Origin of the sequence: Acinetobacter sp. V89_4, from assembly GCF_029967875.1 — a bacterium.
Taxonomy (GTDB): Bacteria; Pseudomonadota; Gammaproteobacteria; order Pseudomonadales; family Moraxellaceae; genus Acinetobacter; species Acinetobacter oleivorans.
Genome location: NZ_JASCAI010000004.1, coordinates 21473 through 34798, shown reverse-complemented (window position 1 = coordinate 34798; position 13326 = coordinate 21473). Strand labels below are relative to the sequence as shown.

The window sequence follows — 13326 nt, the reverse complement described above, 5'->3', positions numbered from 1 at the left end:
CCAACGGATGCCGAGATCAAAACCCGGTGCCTTACCACTTGGCGACGCCCCTAATATAATCATCATTACAGGTGAGGTTGGCAGGGGCGGCTGGATTCGAACCAACGGATGCCGAGATCAAAACCCGGTGCCTTACCACTTGGCGACGCCCCTAACGTGTAACCTTAAAATGATTAAGAGGAGATTCTTTTAAACTATTTACCAAGTAAGATTTACAAGGTGAATGGTTAAGAATTTCATCAATATTCATTTCATTCGTTACTTCAATAAAAACACAAGCACCTGTACCTGTAAGCTTTGCTTGACCAAACTGGTCTAAATATCGCATTGCTTCTTCTACTTCAGGGTATAACTGCCGAGCTAATGGCTCAAAGTTATTTCCAAAATTAGAAGGTTCTAACTGATAGGCGCAAAATTTAGTGGTCTTAGAGTCTCTTGTCAATGTTTTTTGTGAAAAAAGCAATTGAGTGCTGATAAAACAATCAGGTTTTAAAATAATGAACTGTTTTTGATCTAAGTCTATGAATGATAAATGTTCACCAATACCTTCAGCCCATGCATTTTTACCATAAATAAAAATAGGAACATCGGCACCAAGCTTCACTCCATAGTCCGCAAGTTGTTCTTGATTTAGTCCACATTCCCATAATTGATTTAACACAATCAGGGTTGTGGCAGCATTGGATGAACCTCCGCCCAGACCTGCACCCATTGGAATATTTTTTTCAATTTTGATGTGTAGACCGCAGAATTTTTTTGCATGAGGTCTTAGTATTTGAGCAGCCCGATAAATCAGGTTTTCTTCAGGTCTGACTTCACTCAATCCATCAATTTCGATTTGTTCATCCAAAGTCGGCGTAAATATCATCCAGTCATATAAATCAATAAGTTGGAAAATAGTTTGTAACTCGTGATAACCATTTTCGCGTCGGCCTGTAATATGCAAAAACAGGTTGAGCTTAGCTGGAGAAGGAACTCGAATCATAGATTTATATAATTAGACTTAGCGGTTTTGGATGACCATTGTAATACGGTTTTCTTTATCTTCAGCAAGGGCTTGCTTTAAAACCAGTTTATTTGGCAAAGTTTGTTCGCCATCATAGCTAAAATTAACAGTCCAGCCATCTTCAATGAGTTGGTTTACGCGATTTTCATTATCTTTACTGATCTGAGCACTTAAAGTTGCAGGTTTGGCCAAAATCCAACTTGTTAAATGAGTAATTGGTGCTTGCCAACCAGTTGCACGCTCTAAAAGCTCTTCTGGAGAGGCAGCAGTAATTAATCCAGTTTTCGCACTATTTAACTTCACTTCACCGGGTTTACCCTGAATTTGGGTTTTTCCTACACCTAAAATACCGCTTAATTCAATATCAAAATTATCTTGTTGTTGAACCCATGTGAAAAAAGCACTACCAGTTTGCTGTGGTGTGCGAACCCCGATTTTACCTTGTAAATTAAAGTGTTTTTCATCTTGAACTTGCTGGGTAACCGCAGGTTTTGGTTGAGTAAAATGCTGACAACCGGTTAGAAATAATACACTTGATCCACAGATCGCTGTGCACAGTTGGGCAAATTTGCTCATATATTTAACTCTTTTTTGCAGATGTAGGTAAAATTAACGCATCAAGCTGTTGTAATTGTGGATCATTGGCATGTTTTTGTTTCAGTTGTTGTAACACAGCGCTAAATTGAGTTAATGATCCTTGCATATACAATGCTTTAGCATAACGAACGCCAATATTTATATTGTGACTAAGTTCATAGGCTTTGCCTAAAGCCTCTGCCGCGGCTTCATAATCATTCTGCAAAAATGCGATATAGCCTAGCGTATCAAGAATTGAAGCTTGTTCCGGCGCATATTCTAAGGCTTGCTCTGCATATTGACGTGCTTCTTTTAGCCGACGGTTTTGCAGGGCTAATGTATAAGCATATGCATTGAGGTAAGTTGGACTGTTAGGCTCAAGTTGTAATAATTGCTTTAATGTTTTGTCGAGTTTATCTCGATCAGTATACGGATCAAGTAATAAAACTTCTGCGTAAATGAGTTCCGGATCATCGGGTAAATTCTTTATCGCTTCATCTAATAAATTTAATGCAGCTTTTTTATTGCCCATTTTCTTTAAGATTTCAGCTTGAGCTTGATATAGGAAACTTGCATGTTGGGGATAATTTACGCGTTCTTGAGTGAGGAACCGTAAAGCATCATGTAAATTTTCTTGTTTATCGTATATTGCAATCAGATTGCGTCTGGAAACGACGTATAAGCTGCCATCAACTAAACGATAGTAGGCTTTTGCGGTTTCATAATGTTGTTTACGTTCTGCATTAATAGCTAAATAGTAATACGCTTCATTTTGATATTTTGCAGAGTTTCGTAGATCAACAAGATATTGTTCTGCTTTGTCATATTGCTTTAAATCGATACTGGTTAAGCCTGCAATAAACAATGCTTCTTCAGCTTTAGGATTAGCTTCTATAACGTTTTCTAGCTTTTCTAACGCGAGCTGAGATTGATTGATTTGTATGAGATAGCGGATTTCAGCTAAACGAATGTCTAAATTTTTCTTATATTTACGGCTGGACTTCGCATACCATTTAAGCGCACCTTCTTGATCGCTCAGAGCAATGAGCAGGTTAGCTTTCATTAAAATAAAGCTCGTCACTTTAGGACGTCGGCGTAATGCCTTGTTAATGTTGGTTAGAGCAGATTCTAATTGGCCATTTTGGGCTTCTAAGTTGGCGATGAGTGCTAAAATAGAAGGGTTATCTTTTTCAGCACTAGAGCGTAAAGCTGTTAATAGTACATCTCGATCTTGAGCATTTTCTGGAGCAATACTTGCTAAAATTTGTTCTAAATCAGCAGTCGGATCTATTTTTAAAATTTTATCTAATGTTTCAGCGGCAAGCTGATATTCATGTGTTTTTAAAGCAATATGTGACAAATAGAATAAAGCCGGCACATCTTTAGGCTCTTGAGCTACCCAATGTGTAGCAATATTTAAAGCGGCTTGTAAGTCATTATATTCAAGAGCAACGTCTAAAGCTCGTTGTTTAATTGAGGTAGAGTTACTTTTAATTGCGAGGACTGTGTAATTGTGCAAAGCGTTAGGAATATCATCATAAGCCAGAGCAAATTCAGCGACCATAGTTTGTTCTAAGGCCTGATCAAATGAATGCACGGTATAGGTCTCTTGCACAGGACGTGCATAGACATGCGAGGACATGCTACCTAACAATAAGAATGTGGTAGAATACTGTCTTATCGAAGCACCGTTAAAATTAATACGGCTATTCATTTGACGCAATTTTTATTGATCCAAAGTAATGCTTTTTATGACACCGATGTTGCACAATAGCATAAATTTAGCGAAATGATGATCTGATATGTCTTTCTTTGCATTGGGTGTCAACCATCAAACAGCTTCTGTCGAACTGCGCGAAAAAATTGCTTTCAATGCAGAGCGATTAAGTCGTTTGCTTGCCGAACAAAACCATCACCAGAACTTAAAGGATTTGGTGGTCGTTTCGACGTGTAACCGCACAGAAGTGTATGCCATGGCAGAAAATGCCGAAAGCCTTTTGAAATGGTTAGCCGATGCCAATAATATTGATGTACAGCACTTAATTCATCATGTTTATCGTTACGAGAACACGCAGGCTATTACACATTTAATGCGAGTAGCGAGTGGTCTTGACTCTCTCATGTTAGGTGAGCCGCAAATTTTAGGGCAGGTTAAAAGTGCTTTAGCATTGTCTAAAGAAGCTCAAACGGTTTCTCCTGAATTAAACAGTGTTTTTGAATATGCTTTTTATGCTGCTAAACGTGTACGGTCCGAAACTGCGGTAGGAAGTCATGCCGTTTCGATGGGGTATGCAGTAGCTCAATTAGCTTTACAGGTCTTTAGTAAGCCCGAAAAACTTACTGTAATGGTCGTTGCAGCAGGTGAAATGAATAGTTTAGTTGCTAAACATTTGGCTGAAATGGGTGTTGCCAAAATTATTATTTGTAACCGTAGCCGTGAGCGTGCTGACCAATTGGCTCAAGAGATTTCACATCAAGTTGAAGTTGAAATTATTGATTTTTCAGCATTGGCTGAAAATTTATATCGTGCTGATGTTGTGTCTAGCTGTACTGGTAGTTTATATCAAGTTATTGCTTATCCAGATGTTAAGGCTGCATTAAAGAAACGCCGCTATCAACAAATGTTAATGGTTGATTTAGCAGTGCCTCGTGATATAGATCCTAAAGTTGAAGCGCTTGATGGGGTCTATTTGTATGGTGTTGATGATTTACAAAGTGTGATTGATGAAAATCTTGCTCAACGACGTCAGGCAGCTGTTGAAGCAGAAGTCATGGTTAATCAGTTAGCTACCCAGCTTATTACTCATCAAAAAGTTAAAGAGGCAGGTAGCACAATTCATGCTTACCGCCAACATAGTGAAGAAATTAGTCAACAAGAGCTTACGCACGCATTAGAGGCTTTGCATCATGGTGAAAATGCTGAACAAGTATTACAGCAATTCGCACATCGTTTGACGCAAAAGCTTATGCATCCGACATCTATTTTGCTACGCGAAGCTGCCAAGGCAGAAAATCCTGATTATTTAGAATGGCTACAACAGCATTTACAGGATGTTTTTGATCATGAGCGTAAGCCAAAACATTAAGACAACAGTCTTAAACTAATTTGTTTTGTGAGTTCATTGAGTTGCTGTCTTAAATTTCTTGATTCAATCAGAGAAATCGGTGACTTAAGCTTTTGACGTAAATATCTTTCTTTTAAGCCTAACGCGTATTCTTGAGCTAACTTGTCAGCCACTTCAGGTGCTTGAGTTAATGCCTGGATATTGGTTCTTTGCATAATATCTGCAATTTCATGGCAATAATTGCTGCATGCACCTAAAACATAATAAGTCGCTAGCTCTTGGTCATCAGGCAACTCATCAAATATACGGTTTAAAGTTGCTAATATTTTAGCCAATAACTCATCTTGGGGAATATAGGCACGTAATCCTTCAAAATGAATATAAAGGAATGGATGGTGCATCAAAATTGCGACAGCAAAGTCTTCATCTTTCGTTTGAATATTAAATGATAACGATGCATCGTGACTAACTTGTGGGGTAAAACGTTTACCTAGTCCGAGTTTTTCACGGAAAGATTGATTAAGTAAATAACGGAAAGAGCCCTGTTTGGGTAATAGTTCAGTTAGTTCCCTGAGTTCACCCATGACCAAGCTTTTGCCTTCAGGAGTGCTAATGTCGTGTTGACCTGTTAAATGGGCAAACACAAAATCAGACAAAAGAGGGGCCTGTTGTAATAGTTTCTGGAAATTTTCAAGTCCTTCACGACGGATAAGAGAGTCCGGATCGTGGTCATTTGGTAGAACAAAAAATTTGAGTTCGCGGCCATCATTGAGAAGTGGTAAAGCAATTTCTAATGTTCTGCGTGCTGCTTTTTGGCCCGCAGCATCACCGTCAAAAGCAATGGTAATTCGGCTATTTTGTTTAAATAGAATATTAAGATGTTCTGTATTACTTGCTGTTCCTAAAGTTGCAACAGCTCCTGTAATGCCATATTGCTGAAGTGCAATGACGTCCATGTAGCCTTCAACCATTAACCAGTCGCTAGACTTAAGTTTTCTACCCTCATAAAGCCCGTAAAGTAGCTGATTTTTGTGAAAGACCTCTGAGTCAGGTGAGTTGATGTATTTGGGTTTGATTTCATCATTTAAGGCACGTCCACCAAAACCAACGACGCGGCCTTTAGGGTCTCGAATCGGGAAAATTACACGGTCACGTAATAAGTCAAAATCACGACCACTATCGCTTGAACGAATAAGTCCAAGCTGTTTTAAACCGTCAATATCATAAGGAAAAGCTTTTTCTAAGTGTTGCCAGTCTTCTGGTGCATAGCCCAAGCGCCAAAACTGAATAGTCTGATTAGTTAAGCCACGTTGTTTAAAGTAGTTTTTTGCCTTTTGACTATTAGGTAATTGGTGCTCATAGAACTGAGCAACATTTTCCAGTAAGTCATATAAATTACCTTCTTGAACTGGTTCATCAAAACTAAAAGGCTGCTCAAACTGAGCAAATGGGTCATCAAAAAATACAGGTTCAAGCGTGTTATAGCTTTCATCAGTTGGTTGTTGTGGAGTTGGAGTTACAGGCTCCGCCGTATTTGCTTTAGCAACTGGTGGTTTCGTAACCTGACGGGTATAAGACAGCTTTTTATTTTCAGTATTATCTTTCGGTAGTTCGACTCCAGTGCTACTCGATAACTCCTTCATGACATCTATAAAATTTCGGTTATCAATGTCCATAAGAAAACGGATCGCGTTCCCGTTAGCCTGACAACCAAAGCAGTGATAATACTGCTTGTCGCGATAGACATGGAACGATGGCGTTTTTTCTTGATGAAAAGGGCAACAGCCGGAATATGTACGTCCCGTCTTTTTCAGTTTCACACGTTGACCAATCAGATCGACAATATCTGTGCGATCTAAAATCTGATCAATCGTATGTTGTGGAATTGCCATAATTCAGATAACCGTATTAAAACTGATGAGAGAGTGAGTCAGAATATTCTGACATGATGAGGCAAGATCTACACAATAAATATTTTAATATTTTATAAAAACAAACAGGCAAGTGGTATCACTTGCCTGTTTATTGGTGCTTTTTAAAATTTGTAACTTATTGAGCAGTGTCGCTAGTACCTTGCGTTGCATCATCTGACTGAGTGTCAGTCGATACATCTGTAGAGCTAACAGCAGCTGGAGCAACAGTTGTATTTTCTGCTGGTTGTGGCTCAGGTTTATCTAATAAACCGAAGCTTAAACGATTTGTCCAACTACGCTCTGACTTTGGTGCTTCAACAGTTGTTTTTTCTGGTTCTTCAGTTTCTTCTTTATCTGAATTACCAATTAAACCAAAGCTTACGCGATTGAGGAAACCACGTTTTGGAGCTTCTGCTTCAGCTGTGCTTTCTGGAGTTGCAGCCGTAGATTCACGGCCAAAAATACCCAGAGTCGCACGGTTAATCCAGTTACCTTCTTTACGAGCAGCACGCATGTTAACTGTGCCGTCTTTTTTCACCAAGTTAGGGTAATTAAGCTTTAAAACTTCAATATATTGTTGTGAAGTCGCTTTATCACCTAATTGGTTATAGCTATATGCCAAAGTCGCTAATGCTTCTGGAACTTGAGGAGTTTGTGGATAGTGTTCAATTACCCATTGCGAACGTTCAGCAGCTGCGATCCAAGCTTTACGTTTAACGTTAAAACGTGCAGCAGTCATTTCATTTTCAGCAAGTTCTTGCCCAATGAACTTCATACGCTGAGCAGCATCAACAGAGTATTGGCTACTTGGGAAACGACGAATTAAATCAACAAAGTTCTGATAAGCAACTTTTAAATAACTCACATCACGATGAGATTGCTGCAGAGATGTATAGCGCATCAAACTGTCGTAGTTTTGCTCCATATTCGATACAGCACGAACATAGTAAGCATAATCTACATTTGGATGTTGAGGATTTAAACGAATAAAACGTTCTGCTAAGGCAATCGCGCCTTCATAATCTTTTTGTTTAAATTTTGAATATAGAAGTTCAAGTTGTGCTTGTTGTGCGTATTGTCCAGTCGGATAATAAGTATCGATTGCTTCTAAAGACTTGGTCGCATCAAGATATTGACCACGGTCAAGTGACTTTTGGGCCTTTTCGAAGTAAGCTTGTTCACTAGATTGTGGGCCACTATCGACCACTTCTTTTTTACTTGGATTGCTGCTACAGCCCACAAATGCAGACGCTACACCTAAAGATAAGGCAAGCATCGTAATTTTATAACGTGGTAGCGACATAAAAACTCCTCTGTTATGTTGGGCAATGAGCTACAATTGCGCTATTAAACCACTTTTATCTCAATGATCAAATGACTTCAGCACAATCTTCAAACACAAACTTATCTGAAACCGACTTCAATTTACTTGAAGATTCTGAGGATGCAGATAACCATACTTCTGATACAACTGCAACACGTTTATCGTTGCAAGTTCAGTTAGATGAAACCTATCTGGGACAACGTATCGATCAGGTTGCGGCCTTGGTGTGGAATGAGTTTTCACGTGAAAAGCTTAAACAATGGTTGAAGGATGGCCATCTGTTGGTGAATGGTAACATTGTCAAGCCGAAGCACCGTTGTGAAGGGACAGAGCTGCTTACACTCGAAGTTGAGCTCGAAGCACAGACCACAAGTCAACCTGAAAATATTCCACTTAATATTGTTTATGAAGATGACGATATTTTAGTCATTAATAAACCAGTAGGCATGGTGGTACATCCAGGGGCAGGCAATAGTTCTGGAACTTTAGTGAATGCATTGCTTTATCATTTCCCAAAATTGTCGGAACTTTCTCGCGCAGGTTTAGTGCATCGTATTGATAAAGATACAAGCGGTTTGTTAGTCGTTGCCAAGAGCCTTGAAGCACAATTTTCTTTAAGTAAACAGTTGGCAAATAAATCGGTTTACCGTGTATATGACCTAGTTGTTTATGGAAATATTATTGCTGGTGGTACTATTGATGAACCGATCAAACGTCATCCTGTTGACCGTGTGAAAATGGCGATTTTACCGGGCGGGCGTGATGCTGTGACCCATTACAATGTAAAAGAACGCTTTAAAGATTTTACTCGTGTACAAGCTCGTCTTGAAACAGGCCGAACTCATCAGATTCGTGTCCATTTTAGTTATATCGGCTATGGATTGATTGGTGATCAGATTTATATGAACCGTGTACGTGTACCTGCAGGGGCGTCTGAATTACTTATTGATACTTTGCGTGGTTTTAAACGCCAAGCATTGCATGCAGCTAAATTGGGCTTAAAACACCCTCGTACTGGTGAAGAAATGCTATTTGAAGCGCCGTGGCCTGAAGATTTTACGCATTTAGTAGATGTGTTACGTTCAGAAAACGCTGCATATTAAGGACGCGTATATGGAATTTGTTCAAGGTTTACCTCAAGGCGTATGTGTAGGACAGACACGTGTTCAACATCCTTTAGCATTAGCAACGGATCAACATGAGCTGTCTGGCTTTAACCTGGCTTTACATGTTAATGATGAAGCACAACGTGTTCAGCAACATCGTATGATATTGCTGTATGAGTTTGCTAAGTTCGGTGTTAAAAAAATGACATGGATGACTCAAACACATAGTACGATTTGCCATACAGTAAATGAACAAATTCCTTTTAAGGCTTTAATTGGTGATGGTTTGGTCACTCAAACCAAAGGCCATGCTCTAATGATGATGACTGCTGATTGCTTACCTGTCGTGTTAGGTAACGCCGAAGGTACCGAAGTCGCAAACTTACATGCGGGTTGGCGTGGTTTAGCCGGTGGGATTGTTGAAAACACGATTGCTGCTATGCAGAACCCTCCAGCTTGGGCGTGGTTAGGGGCTGCGATTAGCCAATCTTGTTTTGAAATTGGGGCTGAAGTAAAAGCTGCTTTTTGTGATAAATATCCTGAGTTGGAAACAGCTTTTGTTGAGGGGGCTGCTCCAAATAAATTTCATGCAGATTTATATGCAATTGCACGTTTTATTTTGCAGAGTCTAGGTGTGAAGCAGGTTTTAGGCGGAGACCAATGTTCATATCAACAGAGCGATGAATATTTTTCTTATCGTCGTGATGCGAAGACTGGGCGTATGGCTACCTTTGTTTTTATCTAAGCTTTATAAACATCATTAAATTCACTCTCTTATTTTGTAGTCATTAAATAAAGTAAGAGAGCGTCTATTTAGCTTAAAGATATTACGATTGTGAATTGTATTGAAACGCTTCTATTTCATATTTATAGATGTAGGTTTAGCAAGCGTTAATAAAATGATAAAATAGAAAAAATCGCTCAAAATTTTAATCTTATGTCTTTGCCTGAAAAACATCTCTCAATTGTCTACCACAGTCCATATGGTCATACCGCTAAGGTGGCCTCTGCTATTGCTGCTGGTGCAGAGGTGATGGGGGTGAAAGTACACTTAATGAATATTGAGCATATTGATTGGGATGCGCTTGATGCATCACAAGGCATTATTTTCGGATCACCTACCTATATGGGAAGTATGACTGCCGATTTTAAAAAATTTATGGACAGTACTTCTAAGCGTTGGAAAGAACGTGTGTGGCAAGGCAAACTTGCGGCGGGCTTTGCAAATTCGGGCGGACTGAGTGGCGATAAACTAGCGGTATTACAACAATTAAATATTTTTGCCATGCAACATGGCATGCTTTGGTCAGGTTTGCCTTTAATGACGACAGGGCATAGTGAAAAAGATTTAAACCGATTATCGAGTTGCTTAGGTTTGATGACACAGTCAGATAACGCTCCTGTTGAAATTACTCCTCCACAAGGTGATTTAGATACAGCTAAATGGTTTGGTGAATATATTGCTGGTTTACTTTATCGTATAAGTTAAAATAAGTATTTGATTTTATTTTAATAAATATTTGGTTCTTACTCTAATTACAAAAACGTTGTATTTTTTTTGTTCTTTTTTGATTATTTTTTACCAAATGGTTTATTTGGACAGTGATGTCTAAAACTTAATAAATAAAAAAATGGAATAATCATGAAAATTTTTTTAACAGCTCTTTGTCTAAGTTGGGCTACTTTAAGCTATGCCAATTTAGAACCTGCAAATCTTGTTCCACTTACTGATTCAGAACTTTCTAAAGTTGAAGCTCAGGCATTATTTTCATTTACATATACAGACCCAAAACAGGCTGATGCTTCGATGAATCAGCAAAATATTGGCTTTTACAAATTAGGTCTAGAGGCAAATCTTGAACTAAATGCCAATGTTAATAAGTTGCAATTAGGGTGTGGCGGAGTAAACGGTTTAGGTGGGTGTGATATTGATATTGATAACTTAAGTTTAAGTGGCTTAAGTGATACAAGTGAGGGTCGAGCTTCATCTTCTGCTGTTTTTAGTAATCCATTTATTGAATTTGCAATTAAAAATCCAGACAGCGCAGCTTTGAGAGAAATAAAAGGTTTCCGTCTAAGTGCGGAAAAGGTTGTGGGCCTATTGACTATGGGACTTGAAAATTCAGAAACACCAAATGGAATTAATAGCTTAAGTGGTTATTTAAAAATTAAAGATACCACTGGTTTAGCTTATACCGCGGCTCGTAATATGTCTTATCAAGATACAGGTAAGACCATTGATGGAACTGTGAATGCATGTATCGGAATTTGTATCCCTTTAGGATTTAATTCATCTGATTATAATTTGCAATTACAACAGACCACGGCACCTATTGTTATTAATGGACAAGTCATTTCTGGTTCAAGAATGAATAATGTCATGCTGAACGGGGTAGCAAATATCGATCAGCTTAACTTCACTGGAGACTTGAAAGCTTCTATTAATGCAGCACTTGGGCTATTAAATTTACAAAAAAATGTAACAGGTAGCATTACCGGATTAAGAGCTGCATTAACTGTTGATCAAAGTCTTGGATTTATTCATAAAATTGAACTAAACAATCCTTTCTCACTTTCTTTGCAAGGCCAACAAATATTTTGGCCAGGTGCAGATGCAGCAGCGGAACGTGGCTGGTGGATGGCTTTTGATGATGAAATTGATATTGGTAACGTGACACCAAGTAAACAAATTGAAATAACTAATGACGTTTTAAAGCAGGTGGTAGGTCCAATTAGTGGTTATTTAACTGAAAATCCAGTGAGGTGTAATCTTTTAAATTGTTTATTTGGTGAAGACTTGGCAGTTGGTGAAGTTAAATTACCCAATACCATTGTGAATTTCCCATTGAAAGATTTACAACTTAAAAATCAATCTTTTGCACCAAACTGTTACGGTAATTTAAAATTCTGCTAAATTTAAAGTGACATAAAAAAACCTTTAAAGTTAACTTTAAAGGTTTTTTTATTACTTATGAAATATACGAGCTTTATCACGTTGCCAGTCACGGTCTTTTTCGGTTGCACGTTTGTCATGAAGCTGTTTACCCTTCACAAGTGCAATCTCTAGTTTGACTAAATGACCTTTCCAATAACACGCTAGAGGAACGCATGAGTAGCCTTTCTGGTTAACTGCACCCATTAGGTGCTCAAGCTGACGTCGGGACAGTAATAGCTTACGAGTACGTGTCGCTTCAGGTACAACATGGGTCGAAGCCGATAATAAAGGCTGAATTTGTGAACCAAGTAAAAATGCTTCGCCATTTTTGAAAATGACATAACTTTCCGTCAAAGTCATACGCCCAGCACGTAAGGATTTTACTTCCCAACCTTGAAGTGACATGCCTGCTTCAAATTTTTCTTCGATAAAATAATCATGACGGGCACGCTTATTTTGTGCGATTGTTCCGCCATTGTTTTTTTTCACTACTGTTGCTTTCGCCATAATTCAAACTTCCACAATTATGCCTATTGTGCCGTAAACTGATGCTAAGGTGAAGTTTTTCCTGCACATGAATATTTCGCCTCATGTATAACTTTTGCTAAAATAGGTTCACAATATAATTAGAGTACTAGCGGATGTCTAAAACGCGTGTAATTTATCCTGGAACATTTGACCCCATCACGAATGGACACGTTGATTTAGTTACTAGAGCATCAAGAATGTTTGATGAGGTTGTAGTAGCAATTGCAATTGGACATCATAAAAACCCTTTGTTCAGTCTAGAAGAAAGAGTTGAACTGGCCCAAAAATCACTAAGCCACCTATCAAATGTTGAATTTGTTGGCTTTGATGGTTTACTGGTTAATTTTTTCAGAGAGCAAAAGGCAACAGCAGTACTTCGTGGTTTAAGAGCGGTTTCTGATTTTGAATATGAATTTCAATTGGCTAATATGAACCGTCAACTTGATCCACATTTTGAAGCGGTGTTTTTAACACCATCTGAGCAGTATTCATTTATTTCTTCGACATTGATTCGGGAAATTGCTCGTTTAAAAGGGGATGTAACCAAGTTTGTTCCGCAAGCTGTGGTTGAGGCCTTTGAACGTAAACATCAACAAGGTTGGTAACGTGTCGTTATATATCACCGATGAATGCATAAACTGTGATGTTTGTGAACCAGTTTGCCCGAATGAAGCAATTTTTATGGGTGAGGTGATTTATGAAATTCATCCAGATTTATGTACTGAGTGCGTTGGTCATCATGACCAACCGCAATGTCAGTTGTTTTGTCCTGTAGATTGTATTCCTAAAGATCCACAGCATGAGGAAACAGAAGAACAGCTCTTCGACAAATATAAAAAATTAATTGCTCAAAAAAGCACGAGCAATTAGTAA

General features: G+C 38.5%; 13 protein-coding genes and 1 tRNA gene. 7 read left to right on the top strand and 7 right to left on the bottom strand.

The features are described from left to right. Nucleotides 1–78 precede the first annotated feature (78 nt). The 4 genes from QLG01_RS02475 to QLG01_RS02460 form a co-directional block, all read right to left on the bottom strand. A tRNA-Gln gene (locus tag QLG01_RS02475) sits at nt 79–153 on the bottom strand. Beyond that, entirely contained in the window at nt 152–985 is an 834-nt protein-coding gene (gene ispE, locus QLG01_RS02470; RefSeq protein ID WP_151989109.1) for a 4-(cytidine 5'-diphospho)-2-C-methyl-D-erythritol kinase, read from the bottom strand. The genes QLG01_RS02475 and ispE overlap by 2 nt, the downstream gene beginning before the upstream one ends. 18 nt (nt 986–1003) lie before the next feature. After that, nucleotides 1004–1582 (bottom strand): lipoprotein insertase outer membrane protein LolB, encoded by a 579-nt coding sequence (gene lolB, locus QLG01_RS02465; RefSeq protein WP_003653326.1) that lies wholly within the window; start codon nt 1580–1582, stop codon nt 1004–1006. A gap of 4 nt (nt 1583–1586) precedes the next feature. Then, complete coding sequence (locus QLG01_RS02460; protein WP_023274311.1) at nt 1587–3296, bottom strand: tetratricopeptide repeat protein; 1710 nt, start codon at nt 3294–3296, stop codon at nt 1587–1589. An 88-nt stretch (nt 3297–3384) separates the two neighbouring features. Here QLG01_RS02460 and hemA point away from each other — a divergent pair, with 88 nt between their 5' ends. Next, nucleotides 3385–4668, top strand: coding sequence for a glutamyl-tRNA reductase (gene hemA / locus QLG01_RS02455; RefSeq protein WP_004794195.1), 1284 nt, complete (start codon nt 3385–3387; stop codon nt 4666–4668). On the opposite strand, the gene QLG01_RS02450 is transcribed toward hemA, so the two are convergent. Further along, nucleotides 4665–6539 carry a DNA primase gene (locus QLG01_RS02450; protein WP_151989110.1) on the bottom strand — a complete coding sequence of 625 codons (1875 nt, stop codon included), beginning with the start codon at nt 6537–6539 and terminating at the stop codon, nt 4665–4667. The two genes, hemA and QLG01_RS02450, sit on opposite strands and share 4 nt — an antisense overlap. A gap of 157 nt (nt 6540–6696) precedes the next feature. Next, on the bottom strand, nt 6697–7863 hold the full coding sequence (locus QLG01_RS02445; protein WP_282495753.1) for an outer membrane protein assembly factor BamD: 1167 nt from the start codon (nt 7861–7863) through the stop codon (nt 6697–6699). A gap of 71 nt (nt 7864–7934) precedes the next feature. On the opposite strand from QLG01_RS02445, the gene rluD reads away from it, so the two are divergent. From rluD to QLG01_RS02425, 4 genes are all read left to right on the top strand, one after another. After that, nucleotides 7935–8987 carry a 23S rRNA pseudouridine(1911/1915/1917) synthase RluD gene (gene rluD / locus QLG01_RS02440; RefSeq protein WP_005303089.1) on the top strand — a complete coding sequence of 351 codons (1053 nt, stop codon included), beginning with the start codon at nt 7935–7937 and terminating at the stop codon, nt 8985–8987. 10 nt (nt 8988–8997) lie between these two features. Further along, nucleotides 8998–9735, top strand: coding sequence for a peptidoglycan editing factor PgeF (gene pgeF, locus QLG01_RS02435; RefSeq protein ID WP_282495752.1), 738 nt, complete (start codon nt 8998–9000; stop codon nt 9733–9735). Nucleotides 9736–9927: 192 nt separating this feature from the next. Continuing rightward, a complete protein-coding gene (locus tag QLG01_RS02430; protein WP_174727539.1) occupies nt 9928–10479 on the top strand; it encodes a flavodoxin family protein in 552 nt (183 codons plus the stop codon). A gap of 153 nt (nt 10480–10632) precedes the next feature. Further along, nucleotides 10633–11904 (top strand): hypothetical protein, encoded by a 1272-nt coding sequence (locus QLG01_RS02425; protein ID WP_049838155.1) that lies wholly within the window; start codon nt 10633–10635, stop codon nt 11902–11904. 51 nt (nt 11905–11955) lie between these two features. Here the strand turns inward: QLG01_RS02425 and smpB are convergent, their stop codons facing one another. Beyond that, entirely contained in the window at nt 11956–12432 is a 477-nt protein-coding gene (gene smpB / locus QLG01_RS02420) for an SsrA-binding protein SmpB (RefSeq protein ID WP_009393793.1), read from the bottom strand. 134 nt (nt 12433–12566) lie between these two features. On the opposite strand from smpB, the gene coaD reads away from it, so the two are divergent. Together coaD and QLG01_RS02410 are read left to right on the top strand one after the other, a co-directional pair. Further along, a complete protein-coding gene (coaD, locus tag QLG01_RS02415; RefSeq protein WP_023274310.1) occupies nt 12567–13058 on the top strand; it encodes a pantetheine-phosphate adenylyltransferase in 492 nt (163 codons plus the stop codon). Between the two features lies 1 nt (nt 13059). Next, nucleotides 13060–13323, top strand: coding sequence for a YfhL family 4Fe-4S dicluster ferredoxin (locus tag QLG01_RS02410; protein WP_004794186.1), 264 nt, complete (start codon nt 13060–13062; stop codon nt 13321–13323). Nucleotides 13324–13326 lie beyond the last annotated feature (3 nt).